This is a genomic window from Oleiphilus sp. HI0117 (assembly GCF_001635235.1).
In genome coordinates this window covers 1-18998 of record NZ_LWGA01001207.1, presented here as the reverse complement: position 1 = coordinate 18998, position 18998 = coordinate 1, and the positions used below count along the sequence as shown (strand labels likewise).

Sequence of the window (18998 nt, the reverse complement as noted above, 5' to 3'; positions counted from 1 at the left end):
ACTAACTTCCCTTTAGCCTTAGTTTGCCCTCCTAACCATGAGCCTAAAACGGGCAAAAATACCAGAGCCATAACAAGCGATGCCATCAAACAAATCATCACCGTAATGGGTAAGAACTTCATGAATTCGCCGACAACACCCGGCCAAGCAATCAAGGGAAGAAAAACAGCCAGCGTTGTCGCGGTCGATGCGATGATCGGCCATGACATCCGCTTTGATGCACTTGCGTAAGCTTTCGCTGCCGACATCCCTTTACTTTGATTTCGTGAGGCTAACTCGGCAACAACAATGGCTCCATCTACCAACATCCCGACAACCAGAATCAAGCTAAACAGCACCACAATATTCAAGGTCAAACCCATCATATTAATAATCATAATACTGCTAAGGAAGGATGCTGGAATAGCTATGCCCACCAAGAATGAAGAACGTAAGCCCAAAGCTCCAACAATGACGATCATGACCATAATAATCGCGCTCGACACGTTGTTTTGCAGATCTTGGAGCATATCTCTGATTTCGCCCGACTTGTCGAGAATAAACGTTTCCTTGACCGCAGCAGGCCAAAATTGACGTTTTTCTTTAACAATAGCCTTAACGCTTTCAATCACTTCGATAATGTTTGAACCGACACGCTTTTTAACTTCTAAAGACAAAGCAGACTCCCCGTTTACACGAGCAAACCCTGTCGGGTCTTTAAAGGAGCGCCTTACCGTCGCAACATCCCTAAAACTCACCACCCTATCACCAACCACTTTGATCGGCAGGGCCATAATATCTTCCAGATCCTCAATAACACCCGGCACTTTAATGACATGACGACCATAACCACTATCTATGGCGCCAGCAGCAACCAACTGGTTATTACGATTAACAATGCTCAACACGGTCTCAAAGTTTATCTGGTATGTTTCCAGTACCAGCGGGTCAACAATAATTTCCAATACTTCATCGCGCTCGCCGCCAATATCGACTTCCAGCACCCCAGGAAGCGCCTCCAAGTCATCTCTTAGATCTCTCACAATAGCCAATAACTGCCGCTCAGGAATAGGGCCTGCCAAGCTCATGCTGAAAACTGGAAACAGAGCGACGTTTACTTCATTAACTTCAGGTTCATCACTACTCGCAGGTAGCTTTGATTTGGCACGGTCAACCTTTTCACGGACGTCATCCAAGGCCGTATCACTGTCAAAACCGGCATCAAATTCAAGCGTCACCGATGCATGCCCTTCGGAGGCAACGGAGCTCATCTCTTTGACACCCTCTATCGACTTAAGCTCTTTCTCCATTGGCCGAATAAGTAGGCGCTCGGCATCTTCAGGTGAAATACCCTCATGCGACATCGATACGTAAACAATAGGAATGGCAATATCCGGCTCAGACTCTTTTGGGATACTCTGATAAGCAAAAATCCCGGATATTAGTAAAAATACCAAGACCAACAGCACAGCACGGCGACGCTCTATCGCCCAGTCGATTGGCGTTTTTGGTGCCGTACCAAAGTACTCTTTCATTAAGAATCTACTCCTGACGCCTTATCTTCTGCCGAAACTCGAACAGGGCTGACCTTTTCACCAACCGAAACAAAACCTTGCCCGACGGTAATAAGCTCAAGCACCTCGGGTAAACCGCCTAGCCAAACACCATCATTCTCGCTGCGTAAGAGTTCAACCGGATATGCTTTTACCCGCCCCTCAACATCGAGTCCTTTAATTTGCAGTTCACCCTGACTATCAAGGCTTAATAATGAAGGAGAAAGTTTGTGGGCTTTTTGCTGGCCAAGCAAAATACTAACGCGAGCGCTTTGGCCAAAGCGTTTTACTTGAGACGAATTCTGCGCCAAGGCCTCTATTCTGAAAGCGCGTGTCGCCAAATCAGCAATGCTCGATATATAAGTGATCTTGCCCTTTAGCTCAGTACCATTGAGTAACTTTGCCTCAACCACTTGCCCCAAAGCTAATTTGGCAACGTGCTGCTGAGGAACATCAGCACTAATGATAAGCGCCTGATCGTCGACAATTGTTGCCAACACAGTGCCTGGAGCAACGTAGTCACCCTGCTCAACGTGTAAGTCATTTAAAACACCCGCAAAAGGGCTAAGTATATGGGTGTGTTCGATTTCCAGCTCAACCTCTTTAACCGCGGCTTCAGCCGCCATTACATTCGCCTGATTTTGTTGCAGCTGATTTTCGGATAAGAGATTCTTTTCCTTCAGACTTAAGCTTGATTTCAACTCGGCCCTTGCAACCTTAAGATCCGCTTTAGCCCTTGCCAAGCGAGCCTGCCTATCATTCATCGCCAAATTGAGCACACGTTGACCGGCTGTCATTCGATCACCTTTCTTGGCGATCAATTTAGCAATAGCTCCTTCGGTCTCAGCACGAATATCAACATTTCTATCGGCATCTATTTCACCTTGCAAGTCGATACGCTGTGTGAGCTCCTGTGCCTTAAACTGCTTTACGGTCACGCGGAACAAACCTTCATCGCGCTGAGATGATTCCGCAATAACGTCCTGTCCTTGGTGCTCGGCATCATCTTTAAAATTCCCCGATAGAATCCACAGGGTAGCGACTATTGCCATAACAATAGAAAAAACTAAAGAGCGGTTCATCATGCCTCACTTAAAAGCTAATCAATCAATAAAGGATGGCCATTTAAAACGTCAGTAAACTAAGGCCTTGAGTTAATATCGATAGCATACACTAGAAGGGAAGAAAATTTTATGACCAATAGTCACAAAAAGTAAAATATATTGAACTCATATTCAAATAGCCTGTTTTTAAACACCACTAAAGCTTCCTTTAACAATTAAATTTGCTCCTTAATCCCAATAGCATGCAAAGACACGACAGGATTCGAGCTGCCATGTAGAATAATCGATAAGATCATCAGAAAATATTCTGAAAACTAACAGTAATAGGATTACATGTGACACTTATTGAAAAGGTTTGTAGCAAACAGGCTCGGCTCATAATGTTTGATCTGGATGGCACCCTCATTGATTCGGTACCCGACTTAGCCTTTGCTGTCGACTGTATGCTGGTCGACCTACAACGAGAGAAAGCAGGACAAGATAAGGTTCGACACTGGGTGGGCAACGGTGCTGCAATGTTGGTAAAGCGGGCTCTAAGCAATAAGATGATACCCAAGAAAGTAGATGGAGAGCTATTCCAACAAGCCTATCAAAGCTTTTTAGATCACTACCAAGACGTCAGTGGCCGACAAAGTAAACTTTACCCACACGTCAGTAAGACCTTAAAACAACTAAGAGAGCACTACCCTTACCTGGCAGTAATTACGAACAAACCAGAGCAATTCACTCCGGCACTCCTAAAGGCTCATGACTTACCTGAATTTGACTTGATACTTTGTGGTGACTCTTTACCAGAGAAAAAGCCTCACCCGGCTCCGCTTCTGCACTGCATGAATACTTTGGGGTGTCATGTCAGCGAGTCAATCATGGTGGGCGACTCGCTGAGTGATATTAAGGCCGCTAAAGCGGCTGGCGTAGCTGTTATCTGTGTTGAATATGGCTACCACCAAGGAGAAGATCTTTCCAGTTATCAGCCGGAGGCCTTGATCAGCAGCTTTGATGAGCTAGTGAAGTAACTAAAGAAAGAAGAGTGAAAGTTCTGCAGTTCATACTTACGTCATTTATCATCAGACAAAACATACACGATTCTAGGAGGCTCGGGTATATTATAATCTTGCTGCTTACGCGATTTGCCATTACCTGAGTCACCAAACTTGTAGAGAATTTGACCTATCGACAACTTGTACTCAATATCGATGGTAATCCCGGCCTGGCCTTTTTGTTCTTCTAGTGATTGGTCATCCAGTTCTTTTAGCTCTGCAGAACTAAAAGAACTCAGCGCAAGCAAGCTTAAAGCTAATAGCTGATATCTCAATTTAAAGCACATCATTCAGCACTCACTTTAACAAGTGCCTGCTGACATGCTTCGCGCTCATACAAGGCATCTTTATAGGCTTTCATACCGGGCAATAACTCAAACTTAAAGCTTTCCGCCCAAGCTAGGGTATGCGCTAAAGCAATATCAACCATGCTAAAAGCATCGCCTAAGGCAAAAGTCGGAGACTCACCGATCAGCTTCGTCAGTGCCTTTTGTGCCTTTTCGAACTCCCAAAAAGTAGTCGGCAGTACATCAGCGACACGGTGTTCTTTAGGAATGGCAAAACGATGCTTGCCGTTGGTCCACAAAGGCTGCTCCAAGTCGGACAAGATAAAGAACATCAGTTGGTCATAATGACCACGAAGTACCGGATCCGAAGCAGGTGGACATAAGTTCTTATCAGATACAGCGCCAAGATAATTAACAATCGCAGCACTTTCAGTTAATACCAAGGGGCCACCAGAAACAGAACCGTCAGCAAGCGTCGGCACCTTACCTTGAACATTCATGGAACGATAATCTTCACTGTTCGTGCCTTTCTCGCCCGCGCTGCCAAATTCTACCGAGATATATTCGTAATCAAGACCAGCCTCTTCAGCCGCCCAAACACAACGAAAAGAACGTGATGTACCCTTGCCATATAACTTCATCAGTTAACCCTCTATTTTAGTTTCAATGGGGTCAGACTCGATTGATTTTCAATCGAGTCTGACCCCATTGAAACTCTTTGCTCGAAACTTTGCAGGAGACTCGCCCGTCCATCGTTTAAAGGCCCGGCTAAAAGCACTCAATTCAGAAAACCCTAACAAAAATGCAACTTCACTAATAGAAACCTTGTTTTCCTTCAAATAACGCTCAGCTTCTCGCTGCCGAACTTCCTCAACCAAAGACTGAAAGGATACCTGCTCTTTTTTCAGTTTTCGATAAAGCGTATGACGGCTCATATTGAGAGCCTTTGCAGCACGCTCAACGTCCAGTTCTGCATCTTCGGCCAAGTGACGCCGAATAAAACGCCTGACTTTATCTTTGATATCAGAGCTTGAAGCAACCTTGCGAAGCAGCTTTTCAGCATAAGAGGTTAAAACACTAAGCAAATAAGGGTTGCCATGCTTCACTTTCAAATCAAGCGCCGATTTCTTAAACACAATACCAGTCTGCTCTTGAGAGAACTTAAGCTCGCCCTTACAGACTTCCTGATACTTAGCTATATATTCAGGCTGGGCATGCTGAAAGTTAAAGCACTGAACCTTGATTCTCCGACCTGTTAAATAATCACATCGTGCCAGGGCCGTTACCACCATACGCTCCATTTCGGAAATGCAATAACAGTCAGGTGACAAGCTTTTAAATTCTAGGGTTGCCCACTCATCGCCTTCTTTAAGGGTTAGACAAGCGGCCTCATTCACAATACTGAAAAAGCGCGCATACACCTGGAGCACATCACGAAGCGTCTCACACTGAAAGGATGCCTGAGCAACAACACTGAAGCGAGCCGGGTCAATTTCTTCACCTACATAAAGACCAATTTCAGCCTGCTGAGTATAATCCTTGGCGATATCCCAAATCTTGTTTAATTTAGAAATAGGAATACGAGCATCAAGGTTTTCAATATCTTTCCGACTAATACCTGATTGCTGCGCTAACTCTTGCTCTGACATTCCCCTATCAAGTAAGACATGATAGACATCAGAAATTGTACTAATACTGATGCTTGGAGAGGGTGAGGATGCCATGTTTAGCCTTTTTTGTTCTTATCATCTAGCTTCGTTGATCTACTTCACTGCTTTATTGGCCTAGTCTACGCAATACTAAGCCGATAGTTCAATAGTAAAGGAAGGCTTAACGCTCATAAATATCACCGTATGACAAACCTAAAAGCTGGCTAATTTTATTCAGGGAATAAGCTGTTTCTGCCTGCCATTGATCAATCGTTTCTTGTAACAAAGCCCAAGCTTTCTTTGAATTCGGCATCTTGTTAATGCTACCAGCTTGCGCTAGAGCTCCAACAACATCAGCTGAAAGAACCAAGGTATCTACACCTAGTCGCCGTAGAGCTATCTGACCAACCCGTCCACCCAAACGATTTCCACGCGCTTTTAGCAACTGAATATTATCTGTGAAATCTTCAGCTTTCCAGGATGCAAAAAACTCACCTAGAGAACGGTGCTCTTCTATAAGATCTAGTAAGAACATCGCATTTTCTCGAATTGAACTAACCTTTGCCCAATGCTTAACAATCTTGCCGCCTTTCATTTTCTCTTCTAACGCCTCATCAGACAATGACGCGCAATATCGCAAATTGAAGTTAGCGAAGGCTTCTTCAAAGGCGGGCCATTTATTGTCAATGACACTCCAGTTAAACCCTGTCTGAAAGACTATCTTTGAGAAGGCAGATAGCCAACGGTCATCAGATATCGCTAAAATTTCATCTGAGGATAAGGGGGAGTTAAGCGTGGCATTAACTTGCATTGCCCCGCCGTGACGAGCATAGGCTCTTTCTTCAATTTCCGTAAAAGACATCATCGCTAATGGTCATCCTTATATTCTGCTGCAATCTCCGTAAACTCGCCCTCACACGATATGAAAGCAGCCACCACTCTGGGGTCGAAGTGGCTCCCTTCACCATCAAGGATAATTGACTTAGCTTTGTCATGATCAAAAGCTGGCTTGTATACACGTTTACTAATCAAAGCATCGTAGACATCTGCCAAAGCCATTAAACGCGCAGACAGTGGAATAGCATCACCCTTTAAGCCTTGAGGATATCCGCTACCATCCCATTTTTCATGATGAGAGGCGGCAATCTCTCGTGCATAACGCAAGAAAGAATTGCTTCCCAAGCGGGCTTCGGCAACCGCTAAAGAGTCTGCCCCCAATTGCGCATGCGTTTTCATGATCATGAACTCTTCATCTGTTAGCTTGCCTGGCTTGAGCAAGATACTATCTGGAATACCTACTTTACCCACATCATGCAAAGGTGCCGACTTATATAAAAGATCCACCGTCTCAGCATCCAGATAGTCTTTGAAGTCGGGATGTGCACTCAAATGTTCCGCTAGCACACGGACGTAATGCTGAGTTCTCAGAATATGGCCACCGGTTTCATTGTCCCGGGTTTCTGCAAGCGAAGCTAGCGCTAGCACAGACACATCTCGAGTCAATTGAAGTTCGTCCCTATGCTGCTGCAAACTGGCAATCATCGCATTGGTACCCTCAGCCATACGCCCAAACTCATCATGACTGACTACCGGCACTCGCTGTTCCAGGTCACCATTCATCACCTCAAACAAGGTATGATTCTGGTAATAAAGGTACATATTCAAGTTTGTCACATAGGAATATATGATCCGAATACTATATACCAAGAGGACAGCAGCGACGAAGGCTACCTCTTTGAGAATGCTAATGCGCGCATCATTTATATCCAAATAACGGCTACTATCGACCAACCAACTTAGGTCTTTATTAATAACCAAAAAGAATACCGTCGAGATACTGAATACCAATACAATTGCCGCCGCCGAGAACTTCTTACCAAAGGAAAGAAAGTTCTCCCTTAACTGCAATGCCATCGACTGCTTAATGAGATATTGAGCAATATCTTTCTCTCTACCTAAAGATAAATCCAGCGCCACAAACGCGCCGAGTATTAAGGTGCCCATCACAACCTTTAATAAACTATCTAAAGGGGCGCCATGAAACACTAAATTGTGAATATTCAGAGCGATACCGGCGCCTATAAATAAGCTCAGATCTAGAAAGAATTGGAAAGACACCTGACGGTCAAGTGGTTTGCGATCTATCCAGGAAATACTAAACAAACGAATAGCTAGAGCAACGAGTATGGGGAAAACCAGGGTAGTTGCCGTTATCGATTCCAATAAGGGGCAGACTTGGCCGCCATATAGCATAAAAGCAATGGCTGCTAGCAAATAATGTGCGGCCACTCGTCTCTCAACTTTCACATGCCTCATAGTTTATTTCCCTGGATAAGCAGACCGAGCCACTGATGTAATTCGCGGCTATATTATTGTGACAAATTCTATCGCTAGAAGTTTAGTGGATATATAACAAAGTACTTTCCCATATATACGAAGCTCCCAACATTTAGACTTTGTGCTGCTCATAGCGTGGACGCTCGGCTTTGGCGTCAAACCACTCTGACTTGGACTCACAGAAGATCTCATATTGCGGCCCAGGGAACTCCCCTTCAGTGATAGTTCCAAGCCTTAGTCTTATTGTTTCGGGCATATCGGTTCTTTGACTATATAAAGGACTTCCGCAGTTGCTACAGAATACGCGCTTTTTATTAGGGCTCGACATGAAAGTCTTCAAATGATCAGCGCCACTCGTAATGGTGAAGTATTGACTCTCTATAGGTGCGTTAGTAACAAATGGCGTTCCTTGAGCCTTTTTACACTGATGGCAGTGGCACATCGCAACCTCTTGGATATCAGCATCATATTGATACTGCACCTCTTCGCAAAGACAAGTTCCTTTTATCATGTATCTCTCCGGCATTTTTATCCTAATGAAACAACATAACCTGTAGACCTCTGTAGCTCAAGCATTTCTATAATGAGAAGTATTCACTCTAGCTAACACAAGTACCTTCGGCCTAAATCGCTTATCAATTCCTTTAGCATAAACCGCTACTTTTGTTAGAATAGCTCCCTTATCAGGGACTATAAAAGTTAGTATGAAAAAAGCATACTAGACAAGGGAGTATTTAAGTGCAGACCAAACTACTATTTTTTATCACGCTCTGTGTACTGGTGTTACCAAATGTGAGTGCTGAGGTTTTTCGCTGGACTGACGCCAATGGGCAAGTTCATTTCAGTGATCACGCTCGAGCGCCTTCTGCTGCAAAAGAAGTCGAGATCGACACAAGCAAAATGAATATAACCAGTGAACTCAGCTCACCCGAGCAGCTTCAACGCCAGGCAGAAGATCTGGACGCATTACGCCAGCAAAAACTCGAACAATGGCAGAGTAAACGAAAGGATCAACCTACAAAGGACGATTGGTGTAATTGGGCACGATCTTATTTACAGACGATTGTAGGTCGTGTTGTTTTTCTCGATGACAATAATCAAGCTGTCAAGGTCTCTGAAAAAGAACGGAAGGAACGGGCCCAGAAATTAGCGAAAGATATAGAAAAACGATGCTAAAGCTAAGTTCCGTTGCGCTGACGTTCGCACTGATCTTTACGTCCTCGGTTCATAACGCACACGCCCAGATATACAAATATCAAGGTAGTGATGGTAAGTGGCACTATAGCGATAAAAAACCTGTTTCCAAGCAAACAAAAGTTGAGAGTATAAACTACCACAGCAAAACTAAGAAAACGCTTAAACCTCATCTCGTGCTTTCACACAGTGACAATGGAACTGACTTTATAGTTCACAACCCCTATTTTGCACCAATTCAAATATTCTTAAGTGTTGGCACGCATAAACTAAGCAAGCTTATTCCAGAAAATTCACAAGAAGCGGTATACCAAAGCCCGACCCGCATTTTTTCTGGCGAACATCGCTTCTACTATGTAATCGGCTCCCCTGACAGTCGTCATACACAAAGCCACTACTTACCACCATTCAAAAACTTTAAACCAATGAAAGTCACGCAAAGCTTCAAGGGCCGCTTTAGCCACAATTCGCAACCAAGCCTATATGCAATCGATATTGGTATGACAGTAGGAACCCAGATTAGCGCAGCGCGCGGTGGAGTCGTTATTTCGACAAAAGATGACTACGCCTCAGCTGGCGTTTCAAGCCCTTTTTTTATTGATAAAGCGAATGTCGTAAGAGTTCTTCACGATGATGGAACTTATGCGGTGTATGCACATTTACTCTTGGGCAGTATACGAGTGAAAGCTGGGGATAAAGTTAAGGCAGGTCAAATCTTGGCGCTCTCAGGGAACACGGGTTACTCCACAGGCCCACACCTACATTTTGTTATACGTAAAAATGACAAGGGGCGGAGCAAGTCTCTACCTTTCAAACTAATGCAAAAAGGAAGCCCACTTAAACCTGAGCAGGGCATGTGGTTGCTTCCAACTGGGCATTAAAATATTTACTTGATTCCTAGCTTACTTAGATCGCTGAGCTCTCGAGTTGCCATTTCTTCATTTAAGCGAGTAATCGTATATTTTGCTTGTTCTTGCTTCGCTTCTTCTTCCTTGTCTTTGAAGTAGACTTTAATTTCAAAACTATCCTGGGACTGAATAAGCGCCTCGGCTCTCACTAACTCGGTGTCTAGGCCTGGATACAAATCCAGCTTGCGCTTAACAATCTTTTTTATCTCGCCCTCTAAGCTTTTTAATGCATCCTTACTTGGGGCTGCGCCTTTCTGTTTACGTATAAAACGCTTCATTTTCAGCGCTCTATCAGCGCGAGAAAGCAAGGACATATTCCAGGCAACAACAAGCATATCTAGACGTGACTGTAATTCACTCGCACTGCCCGCTGAATAGAGTAGATCACCACTTATATCGACCAGCATTTGTGAAGTATTTTCTTGTTCCGACATAAGGCCTCTTATTGAAGGTAAGTAATATTCTTAAACTGCTTGCAGTATATCCCAGGCACCCAATGAGTGCATTAACTCTCAACAACACTACCTATATTGAACCGCAAGCCCGGCGATAAGCTGTCAATAGCGTTCACTAGTTGTTTTTGGCAAACTGGTCTCAAAATTAAACTATACGACAGTTAAAGATAACGTTAATATAAGTGCTATAAATACTGCTACTAGGGAAGCATTTCTTAAGGGAGCTCTTAAAGGAACTAAGGTAAGAATCATAGCATTTTCTGCCACAACGAATGACGTGGCTAAACTTTATCTTTAGTGAGCTGACTGTGATTATCACCATTATCCATACCCTTGAAGCGCTAGTTGTATTATTAATCGGCATCAAGTTTCTAAAGATTAGATCTTTATACAAAGAGGCTTACAGTCACAACTCTCTAGCAGCAACCAGTACCCCTGATTCCGTCCAGCAAACTAAGCACTCAAGAACAGTTGCCGCGCCAGGCAAGGCATCCAAGCCAAAGTCTTTTCTAAAAACGCTTCCCGAACCTGAAGTATTATTTTCAGTAGAAAATGAAAGCCTAAGTTCGAATGAAGCAACGAAACCTATCGCCAAAAAAGATTTACTAAATGATTATATCGATGACTTCTTTTTTGATGCGCCGTTACAAGAAAAGCCCGTAAATAAAGACGCTATTGTTCATAGCCATGTAAAAGATTCATCTAACGATGATGAGTTTATTACGATACAGGAAGAAAATGCTCAGGTAGTTAGAGCTATGGAATCATTGAAGAAGGAAATTGGACTAACAGTTTAAACCTACAGGGTAAACCGCTCAATGCCTTACAAGCACTCGCATAACCTAAGCAACACCTAGCATAGAAGCCCCTCATGCAAACCATTTAGCTAGTCTCTCCGGTGTTAGCAAGAAGCGATGCAATATTTTCTGGGTCATAGCAGCCACAAAAACAAAACATCTCATGTCAGTTTTTTTTACACATAAAGATCAACGATCTATAAGCACAAACTATAACAACCAAGCATTAATAGAATATATAAATAACGGCATAATTCCCGCTTACTTCAGTGAGTGCAAGAACGCACTAAAATTATTCTAAGGGAGTTTACACATGAAAAAACTAAAACCAGCATTAGTCGCTACAATGCTATGCGGCTCATCAGCAGCATTCGCTGTACCATTTAGCTATGACGCGATAGACGTTCCAGAAAGAATCCCTCAAGACGGAACAGCAGGTAACACCTACAGCTTTATCTTTAATACAGTTGGCGCCTCTGGAACCATCGCAGACCTAAATGTTTACATTGATATTGAACACACTTGGATGCAAGACCTAGATATCTTTATCACAAACACTTTTACAGGTACCGAAGTGCAGCTATTCGACCAGTATGGTGGCTCAGGTGATAACCTAGCTCAAGTCACTTTTGATGACGAAGCAGGAACTCATATAAGCACTGTCGCAGCGCCTTTTGGCCCAGGAACCTTCCAGGGCACTGAATTGCTTTCAGCATTTGATGGCGAGTCACTCAGCACTGTATGGCAACTTACCATCTTCGATAGATTAGCTGGCGACACAGGTACTCTTAATGCTTGGGGTATCAGTGGTGATACTGCCGACTCTGTGTCAGTAGCCGAGCCAGGTACTCTTGCTTTGCTTGGTCTTGGACTAGCAGGCCTTGGCTTTACTCGTAGAAGAGTTTAAGCATGATTTGCTGCCTCTGCATTAGAGGCAGCAACCTTCCGGCAAACATTGGTAGCTGGCCATTAATGTTGGCCGAATAAACCAGCTCTCAATAAGTAACGCTATACTTTACACCTCTACTTACTTAATCGCCAAGAGCAGTGCTTGTTCAGCCAAATCTTCAATTGATATTTCTCCATCCCGCTTATACCAGGTAGTCGTCCAGCTTAATGCTCCAGTTAAGAAACGACGTAAAATAAAAGTATCCGCCTTAATCTGCCCCTCTGCTTTAGCTTTATCTAAAGCACCTAACCATAGCTGCTCATATTCATCTCTAAGCTTAAGAATATCTCTTTGGTTTCCTTCGTTTAGGCTACGCCATTCATAGACTAGAACAGACATCGCATCCCCGGTAACACCCGTGATGGCTTCGATCTCACAAGTAATTAATGCAAGAACTTCTTCTTTGGCCGAACTTGCTGCAGCGAGTTTGGTACGCATCAGGTGCGTATTATAGATAATCACCTCTTCCATCACTGCTTTAAGTATCTCTTCTTTGGTTTTGAAATGGTGAAAAATACTGCCTGATTGAATACCCACGGCCGCCGCAAGGTCTCTCACTGTCGTGCGTTCATAGCCTTTCACTCGAAATAGTCTAGCAGCCTCAATTAGTAATCTGCCTTTAGCACTTTTTGGATCTGTCATCAGACCTTCTTTTATTAACTCTTTACCATTCATAATTTTTTACACCTATTACAAAAAGACAGAATAGCCTACACACAAGGAAGTTCGGGCTATTTGACCAAGTGCTTGCTTGAGCATTATTTCAGATAAACATCATAACGCAAAATACAGGGTTTACAAACCAAGCGCTTGCTTGGTAAAGTTGACTTGGTGATAGCGTTCCAAATGATTAGAACAACAGACGTTTAATTAGTGAAACAGGTAAACATCATGGCAAGAAGCAGCATACGCATTGGCTGCGCCTCAGCATTTTGGGGCGATACAGAAACCGCAGCAGCTCAGCTAGTTGAGAAAGGTAATATTGATTACCTTGTCTTTGATTATTTAGCCGAGATCACTATGTCTATTATGGCCGGACAAAAAATGAAAGACCCCAATGCCGGCTACGCCTCGGACTTTGTCGAAACCGCTATGGGTCCCTTACTTAAAACAATAAAAACCAAGGGCATCAAAATCATCAGCAACGCTGGCGGCGTTAACCCGCAAGCCTGTGTCGCTGCACTTGAAAAGGTAGCTGAATCCACGGGCCTTGAGTTGAAAATTGCCATGGTCGATGGCGACAACGTACTACCGAAAAAGTCTCACTATGCCAAGCAAGGCGTTAAAGAAATGTTTACCGGTGCAGATATGCCACCAATGTTTGTTAGCATGAATGCCTATTTAGGAGCGCCCGGTATAGCCGTCGCGCTAGATTCTGATGCTGATATCGTTGTCACAGGTCGTGTTGTCGATAGTGCCGTCGTGTTGGGTGCGATGGTTCATGAGTTTGGCTGGGCCTGGAATGACTACGACAAACTGGCACAAGGCAGCTTGGCCGGTCATATCATCGAATGTGGTGCCCACTGTACCGGTGGCAATTTCACTGATTGGGAACTCGTTAAAGATGATTTTGCTGATATGGGCTTCCCTATTGTTGAAATTAAGGACGATAGTTCCTTCTTTGTCACCAAGCCAAAAGATACAGGTGGTTTAGTTTCTGAAGCAACCGTTGCAGAGCAATTGGTTTATGAGATCGGTGACCCTAACGCTTACCTATTACCCGACGTTACTTGCGACTTTACACAAGTCAGATTAAAGCAAGACGGCGCCAATATCGTCCAAGTGTCAGGCGCACTAGGCCGAGCACCGAGCGATCAATACAAGGTATCAGCAACCTGGCGAGACGGTTTCAAGTGCACCGTCACCTTCTTGTTAGCCGGAATCAACGCAAAAGCGAAAGCCCAAGCCGTGGCTGAAGCGATTCTTGAAAAGACTAGCCATATGATCGAGGCTAAGGGCTTGAAGGCCTATTCGGAAAAAAGCATTGAGTTACTGGGCACCGAAACCACTTACGGTGAACAAGGCGCATCTGACCAGTGCCGTGAGATCGTGGTAAAAATATCTGTTGCTAGCCCTGATAAGAAGTCTCTGGTTTTATTTTCCAAAGAGATCGCACAGGCTGCAACAGGCATGGCGCCGGGCATCACCGGTATCGTTGGTGGTCGGCCAACGGTATGGCCTAAGATCCGTTTATTCTCCTGCCTTGTGCCTAAAGCCGACTTGGATGTGAGCGTCAAACTCGGTGAAGAGTCCATTCCTGTATCAATTGATAGCGAAACGTCTTTCGTAGGAGCTGAAGCGACTCAGAATAAAACAACTTTAGGCGAAAACTGTAATAGCTACGTTCCGTTAATCAAACTTGCTTGGGCTCGAAGTGGCGACAAGGGCAATCATTCCAATATCGGTGTCATCGCGCGCTCTGAGGAATACCTGCCCTATATTCGTGAAGCTTTAACTGAAGACTTCGTTGCTGAATACATGTCACATACGCTTGACCCAGAACATGGCAAGGTCAATCGTTGGGACCTTCCCGGCATCAATGCCGTGAACTTTTTACTCGAAAACAGCCTAGGTGGAGGTGGCGTTGCTAGCTTGCGCATTGACCCTCAAGGCAAAGCTTTCGCACAACAATTATTACAAGCTGCCATCCCTGTTCCTCAGGCCTTGGCCAATAAACTGTAGGTAAGATAAATCATGAGTCACCCTTATCAATCAATCTTCAGAGATGACCTATACCAAGACAAAGTATTTATCGTAACGGGCGGCGGCAGCGGCATTGGCCGTTGTACCGCTCATGAGCTAGCAGGGCTTGGCGCGCATGTCATCATTATTGGTCGTAAGCAAGAAAAGCTGGATGCTGTGGTTGCTGAAATCATCGAAGATGGTGGCAGTGCTGAAGGTTTTTCTTGCGATATTCGCGAAGAAGATATCGTCAAAGAAACGGTTAATGAAATCGTTAAGAAACACCCTGTGATATCGGGTTTAGTGAACAATGCAGGCGGTCAGTTCCCTGCCCCACTTACCGGTATTAACCAGAAAGGTTGGGAAACGGTGGTACGCACCAATCTAACCGGCGGCTTCTTGATGGCTAAAGAAGTGTATCTGCAAAGTATGAGTAAGCACGGCGGATCAATTGTCAATATCGTCGCTGATATGTGGGGTGGTATGCCAGGCATGGGGCACTCCGGTGCAGCCCGCGCAGGCATGGTGAACTTCACTCAAACGGCTGCCGTTGAATGGGCAGCGTCAGGCGTTCGTGTTAATGCTGTCGCACCGGGCTGGGTGATCACCAGCGGCATGGATACTTATCCTCCAGCCATGAAGCCTTGGATTCTAGGTTTAAAAGATGCTATTCCATTGAAACGTATGGGAACCGAAGCGGAAATAAGCTCCGTGATCTGCTTTTTGCTAAGTGAAGGGGCAAATTTTATTAGTGGTGACTGTATTCGTATTGATGGTGCCGCCTCACAAGGAGGCCGCGTTGCACCGCTACCCAGAGCGAATAACTCTGAGTCTTATGATGGCTTCCATCGCGCAGAGCTTCCCAAAATTTTCCAAGAGGAAGAAGAATAAATCCCCCTCTCTCGTCATTCCGGCAGTGTCTAAGCCGGAATCCATAACGATAGCGGGGCATGAATAAACATGCTACCCGATTAAATATTTCGGGAATGGCATCAAAATAATACGGATACTTAAATGAGTATATTAGAGACAAGCATCGAAACTTCGTCTGAAGAGTTCCAGGCAAATGCCGAAGCCATGCAAGGCTATATTAACGAGTTTCGTAACGTTGAAAATAAAGTCGTAGAAAAAGAAAATCAAGCGAAGGAAAAGTTCATAAAGCGCGGTAAATTGTTACCGCGTGAACGTATCAATATGCTGTTGGATCGTGGCGCTCCTTTCCTTGAAGTGAGCAGTCTCGCTGGCTACAAGATGCACGATGATAAAGATGGTTCCATGGCCGGTGGCGGCATTATCGCGGGCATTGGGTATGTTGCAGGCATTCGCAGCATGATCATCGCCAGTAACAGCGCCATCAAAGGCGGAACGATTTCTCCTGCTGGTCTAGACAAGACGCTACGTTTACAGGAAATCGCCAAACTGAATAAGCTGCCTATCGTGACACTGGCAGAAAGCGGCGGCGCTAACTTGAACTACGCAACCGACATATTTGTGCAAGGTGCTCGCGGCTTCGCAAATCAAGCACGCTTGTCAGCGCAAGGTATTCCACAATTCACAGTGGTACATGGTAACGCAACGGCTGGTGGCGCCTATCAGCCTGGCTTATCGGATTACACGGTCGTAGTGAAAGACAAAACCAAAATGTTCTTGGCTGGCCCTCCACTACTTAAAGCCGCTACCGGAGAGATCGCAAGCGATGAAGAGTTAGGCGGCGCAGAAATGCATGCGCAAGTTGCCGGTACTGCTGAATTCCTCGCAGAAGACGATGCCGACGGCATTCGGATGATTCGTGACTTAATGAAGAGCGTTCCTTGGAATGAGCAGCTTCCAGCTAAGCCATCTAAAGAGTGGCAAGAACCTCTTTTCGGCCCAGAAGAGCTAATTGGCGTTGTACCAGCAGACAGCAAGCACCCCTACGATGTCCGCGAAATCATTGCCCGTATTGCTGACTCGTCCGATTTTGTTGACTTCAAACCAGAATTCGACAAACAAACCGTTTGTGGCTTTTTGAAAATTCAAGGTCATGCTTGCGGCATCATTGGTAACAATGGCCCGATCACGCCCGAGGGCGCTGCCAAAGCGGCTCAGTTCATCCAACTATGTGAACAGTCCAACACCAGTTTATTGTTCTTCCATAATACCACCGGTTTTATGGTTGGCACGCACTCAGAGCAACACGGTGTCATTAAGCATGGTTCTAAAATGCTACAAGCGGTAGCAAATACCACTGTAGCTAAGCTCACTATCGTCGTTGGCGGTTCCTATGGCGCGGGTAACTATGCCATGTGTGGTCGAGGTCTTGACCCTCGCTTCATCTTCGCTTGGCCGAACAGCAAAACAGCCGTTATGGGCGGCGCACAGGCCGGTAAGGTATTGCGAATCGTCACAGAAGCAAAACATGCAAAAATGGGTAAAGAAGCTGATCCAGCCATGCTCGATGTTATCGAGAAAGCGACTGCAGATAAATTGGACGAGGGTTCAACAGCCTTGTTTGGCACCGCTCGCCTATGGGATGACGGATTAATCGATCCGCGCGACACGCGCAAGGTGTTGGCATTCCTCTTAGATATTTGTGAGGAAGCCAATATGCGTGAACTAAGACCCAGCTCTTTTGGCGTAGCGCGTCTATAAGATGTAAAGCAAAAACTACCAGGTCATTCCCGCGTAGGCGGGAATCTATTGTTTTAGAGCTAAGCCACATAGGTTGATGAATACTAAGAACAGACTGAATATAAAACTAGACAATGGATCCCCGCTTGCGCGGCGATGACGCTGAGTCCGACTATATTCACAAATAATTTAAAGAACAGAGCAAGAACAATGCAATTTACTCAAGAACACAAAGAAATCCGTCGTACCGTTAAGAACTTCGTCGTAAATGAAATCAACCCACATGTTGAAGAGTGGGAGCAAGCTGGCACATTTCCAATGCGAGACGTATTCAAAAAGCTTGGCGAGCTTGGCCTTTTAGGTATTAGCAAACCGACTGAGTTTGGTGGCATGGGGCTCGATTACAGCTATAGCATTGTGGCTGCAGAAGAATTTGGGCTGGCTAAGTGCGGTGGCGTACCCCTAGCCATTGGGGTACAGACAGATATGTGCACTCCTGCTCTAGCACGCTTCGGCTCGGATGACCTACGTAAAGAGTTTTTAGCACCTTCTATTACCGGCGACATGATTGGCTGTATCGGTGTTTCTGAACCTGGTGCGGGGTCAGATGTCGCGGGCCTAAAAACGACTGCCAAAAAAGATGGTGATGATTACATCATCAACGGTACAAAAATGTGGATCACTAACTCGCCAAGTGCTGACTTTATATGCTTATTGGCGAATACCTCTGACGACAAAGTACACGTCAATAAATCGCTGATCATTGTACCGATGAATACACCAGGCGTTACCGTTGCACCGAAACTAGATAAGCTCGGTATGCGCTCCTCTGAAACAGCTCAAGTATTCTTCGACAACGTTCGTGTACCGCAGCGTTACCGTATCGGAAACGAAGGAATGGGCTTCATGATGCAAATGATGCAATTCCAGGAAGAACGTATGTTTGGTGCGGCAAATATCATCAAAGCTCTGGAACGCTGCGTAAACAGCACTATCGATTACTGTAAGCAACGAGAGACCTTCGGTCAGCCTCTGATTAATAATCAGGTAATTCACTTCCGCTTTGCAGAATTACAAACTGAAATCGAAGCCCTTCGAGCCCTGACTTATCAGGCAGTTGAAGGTTATATCAACAAGCAGGATGTCAGCAAGCTTGCTTCTATGGCGAAGCTAAAAGCAGGCCGCTTGGGCCGAGAAGTAACCGATTCTTGTTTACAATATTGGGGTGGCATGGGTTACATGTGGGACAACGAAGTATCTCGCGCCATGCGTGACGTACGCCTAGTATCTACTGGCGGCGGTGCAGATGAAATCATGCTCGGCATTATCTGCAAGCTAATGGGTATTTTACCCGGCAAGAAGAAGTAAACCCTTCCTCGTCATCCCGGCATTCTTTTTAGCCGGGATCTATTATGTAAATTATTAAATGACGAAGAGATCACTAACTATGACTTTACCAGAAACCGAAACACTATTACTTGAACAGCGAGACCA

The 18998-nt window shown here is 44.9% G+C and carries 19 protein-coding genes; 9 read left to right on the top strand and 10 right to left on the bottom strand.

The annotated features are described in order from the left end of the window. Both A3757_RS21175 and A3757_RS21170 read right to left on the bottom strand, forming a co-directional pair. A partial coding sequence (locus A3757_RS21175) for an efflux RND transporter permease subunit (RefSeq protein WP_197470189.1) occupies positions 1–1514 on the bottom strand: 1514 nt, incomplete at its 3' end. Beyond that, positions 1514–2617, bottom strand: coding sequence for an efflux RND transporter periplasmic adaptor subunit (locus A3757_RS21170; protein ID WP_082865095.1), 1104 nt, complete (start codon positions 2615–2617; stop codon positions 1514–1516). The genes A3757_RS21175 and A3757_RS21170, both read right to left, overlap by 1 nt. A 314-nt stretch (positions 2618–2931) precedes the next feature. On the opposite strand from A3757_RS21170, the gene A3757_RS21165 reads away from it, so the two are divergent. Continuing rightward, positions 2932–3612, top strand: a complete 681-nt coding sequence (locus A3757_RS21165) for a phosphoglycolate phosphatase (protein ID WP_231872087.1) — start codon at positions 2932–2934, stop codon at positions 3610–3612. A 41-nt stretch (positions 3613–3653) separates the two neighbouring features. On the opposite strand, the gene A3757_RS21160 is transcribed toward A3757_RS21165, so the two are convergent. The 6 genes from A3757_RS21160 to A3757_RS21135 all read right to left on the bottom strand — a co-directional run bounded on the left by A3757_RS21160 (position 3654) and on the right by A3757_RS21135 (position 8420). Then, positions 3654–3926, bottom strand: a complete 273-nt coding sequence (locus A3757_RS21160; RefSeq protein ID WP_068553332.1) for a DUF6160 family protein — start codon at positions 3924–3926, stop codon at positions 3654–3656. Continuing rightward, positions 3923–4564, bottom strand: a complete 642-nt coding sequence (locus A3757_RS21155) for a glutathione S-transferase family protein (RefSeq protein ID WP_082865159.1) — start codon at positions 4562–4564, stop codon at positions 3923–3925. Before A3757_RS21155 ends, A3757_RS21160 begins: the two co-directional genes overlap by 4 nt. 48 nt (positions 4565–4612) lie before the next feature. Next, a complete protein-coding gene (locus A3757_RS21150; protein ID WP_068510461.1) occupies positions 4613–5647 on the bottom strand; it encodes an AraC family transcriptional regulator in 1035 nt (344 codons plus the stop codon). A 106-nt stretch (positions 5648–5753) separates the two neighbouring features. Next, on the bottom strand, positions 5754–6437 hold the full coding sequence (locus tag A3757_RS21145; protein WP_068510459.1) for a DNA-3-methyladenine glycosylase I: 684 nt from the start codon (positions 6435–6437) through the stop codon (positions 5754–5756). Between the two features lie 2 nt (positions 6438–6439). Continuing rightward, positions 6440–7888 (bottom strand): HD domain-containing phosphohydrolase, encoded by a 1449-nt coding sequence (locus A3757_RS21140; protein WP_068510457.1) that lies wholly within the window; start codon positions 7886–7888, stop codon positions 6440–6442. A 133-nt stretch (positions 7889–8021) separates the two neighbouring features. Then, a complete protein-coding gene (locus tag A3757_RS21135; protein ID WP_068510490.1) occupies positions 8022–8420 on the bottom strand; it encodes a GFA family protein in 399 nt (132 codons plus the stop codon). Between the two features lie 227 nt (positions 8421–8647). Between A3757_RS21135 and A3757_RS21130 the strand changes: the two genes are divergently transcribed. Together A3757_RS21130 and A3757_RS27960 are read left to right on the top strand one after the other, a co-directional pair. Then, entirely contained in the window at positions 8648–9085 is a 438-nt protein-coding gene (locus A3757_RS21130; RefSeq protein WP_068553637.1) for a DUF4124 domain-containing protein, read from the top strand. Then, a complete protein-coding gene (locus A3757_RS27960; protein WP_082865246.1) occupies positions 9079–9984 on the top strand; it encodes a peptidoglycan DD-metalloendopeptidase family protein in 906 nt (301 codons plus the stop codon). The genes A3757_RS21130 and A3757_RS27960 overlap by 7 nt, the downstream gene beginning before the upstream one ends. Before the next feature lie 5 nt (positions 9985–9989). Here the strand turns inward: A3757_RS27960 and A3757_RS21120 are convergent, their stop codons facing one another. Then, the gene (locus A3757_RS21120) at positions 9990–10445 is read right to left on the bottom strand and encodes a hypothetical protein (protein ID WP_068510452.1); all 456 of its coding nucleotides are present in this window, start codon (positions 10443–10445) and stop codon (positions 9990–9992) included. A 293-nt stretch (positions 10446–10738) separates the two neighbouring features. On the opposite strand from A3757_RS21120, the gene A3757_RS21115 reads away from it, so the two are divergent. After that, positions 10739–11263: a hypothetical protein gene (locus A3757_RS21115; RefSeq protein WP_068510450.1), complete on the top strand. Its 525-nt coding sequence runs from the start codon at positions 10739–10741 to the stop codon at positions 11261–11263. A 313-nt stretch (positions 11264–11576) separates the two neighbouring features. Next, positions 11577–12170, top strand: a complete 594-nt coding sequence (locus tag A3757_RS21110; protein ID WP_068510448.1) for a proprotein convertase P-domain-containing protein — start codon at positions 11577–11579, stop codon at positions 12168–12170. 120 nt (positions 12171–12290) lie between these two features. Here A3757_RS21110 and A3757_RS21105 read toward each other — a convergent pair whose 3' ends face one another. Further along, complete coding sequence (locus A3757_RS21105; protein ID WP_068510446.1) at positions 12291–12887, bottom strand: TetR/AcrR family transcriptional regulator; 597 nt, start codon at positions 12885–12887, stop codon at positions 12291–12293. Between the two features lie 216 nt (positions 12888–13103). Here A3757_RS21105 and A3757_RS21100 point away from each other — a divergent pair, with 216 nt between their 5' ends. The 4 genes from A3757_RS21100 (at position 13104) to A3757_RS21085 (ending at position 18872) form a co-directional block, all read left to right on the top strand. Further along, complete coding sequence (locus A3757_RS21100; protein WP_068554051.1) at positions 13104–14894, top strand: acyclic terpene utilization AtuA family protein; 1791 nt, start codon at positions 13104–13106, stop codon at positions 14892–14894. Between the two features lie 12 nt (positions 14895–14906). Next, a complete protein-coding gene (locus A3757_RS21095) occupies positions 14907–15785 on the top strand; it encodes an SDR family oxidoreductase (RefSeq protein WP_068508579.1) in 879 nt (292 codons plus the stop codon). Positions 15786–15908: 123 nt separating this feature from the next. Then, positions 15909–17525 carry an acyl-CoA carboxylase subunit beta gene (locus A3757_RS21090; RefSeq protein ID WP_068554053.1) on the top strand — a complete coding sequence of 539 codons (1617 nt, stop codon included), beginning with the start codon at positions 15909–15911 and terminating at the stop codon, positions 17523–17525. A 189-nt stretch (positions 17526–17714) separates the two neighbouring features. Then, positions 17715–18872, top strand: a complete 1158-nt coding sequence (locus A3757_RS21085; protein WP_068510438.1) for an acyl-CoA dehydrogenase family protein — start codon at positions 17715–17717, stop codon at positions 18870–18872. Positions 18873–18998: the final 126 nt, after the last annotated feature.

What these genes read in the sequence shown, in the direction of transcription:
- A3757_RS21120 (WP_068510452.1), bottom strand. Translation starts at nt 10,445, where the DNA reads ATGTCGGAACAAGAAAATACTTCACAAATGCTGGTCGATATAAGTGGT.
- A3757_RS21095 (WP_068508579.1), top strand. Translation starts at nt 14,907, where the DNA reads ATGAGTCACCCTTATCAATCAATCTTCAGAGATGACCTATACCAAGAC.
- A3757_RS21090 (WP_068554053.1), top strand. Translation starts at nt 15,909, where the DNA reads ATGAGTATATTAGAGACAAGCATCGAAACTTCGTCTGAAGAGTTCCAG.
- A3757_RS21135 (WP_068510490.1), bottom strand. Translation starts at nt 8,420, where the DNA reads ATGATAAAAGGAACTTGTCTTTGCGAAGAGGTGCAGTATCAATATGAT.
- A3757_RS27960 (WP_082865246.1), top strand. Translation starts at nt 9,079, where the DNA reads ATGCTAAAGCTAAGTTCCGTTGCGCTGACGTTCGCACTGATCTTTACG.
- A3757_RS21085 (WP_068510438.1), top strand. Translation starts at nt 17,715, where the DNA reads ATGCAATTTACTCAAGAACACAAAGAAATCCGTCGTACCGTTAAGAAC.
- A3757_RS21140 (WP_068510457.1), bottom strand. Translation starts at nt 7,888, where the DNA reads ATGAGGCATGTGAAAGTTGAGAGACGAGTGGCCGCACATTATTTGCTA.
- A3757_RS21160 (WP_068553332.1), bottom strand. Translation starts at nt 3,926, where the DNA reads ATGATGTGCTTTAAATTGAGATATCAGCTATTAGCTTTAAGCTTGCTT.
- A3757_RS21145 (WP_068510459.1), bottom strand. Translation starts at nt 6,437, where the DNA reads ATGATGTCTTTTACGGAAATTGAAGAAAGAGCCTATGCTCGTCACGGC.
- A3757_RS21115 (WP_068510450.1), top strand. Translation starts at nt 10,739, where the DNA reads ATGACGTGGCTAAACTTTATCTTTAGTGAGCTGACTGTGATTATCACC.
- A3757_RS21155 (WP_082865159.1), bottom strand. Translation starts at nt 4,564, where the DNA reads ATGAAGTTATATGGCAAGGGTACATCACGTTCTTTTCGTTGTGTTTGG.
- A3757_RS21100 (WP_068554051.1), top strand. Translation starts at nt 13,104, where the DNA reads ATGGCAAGAAGCAGCATACGCATTGGCTGCGCCTCAGCATTTTGGGGC.
- A3757_RS21170 (WP_082865095.1), bottom strand. Translation starts at nt 2,617, where the DNA reads ATGATGAACCGCTCTTTAGTTTTTTCTATTGTTATGGCAATAGTCGCT.
- A3757_RS21110 (WP_068510448.1), top strand. Translation starts at nt 11,577, where the DNA reads ATGAAAAAACTAAAACCAGCATTAGTCGCTACAATGCTATGCGGCTCA.
- A3757_RS21150 (WP_068510461.1), bottom strand. Translation starts at nt 5,647, where the DNA reads ATGGCATCCTCACCCTCTCCAAGCATCAGTATTAGTACAATTTCTGAT.
- A3757_RS21105 (WP_068510446.1), bottom strand. Translation starts at nt 12,887, where the DNA reads ATGAATGGTAAAGAGTTAATAAAAGAAGGTCTGATGACAGATCCAAAA.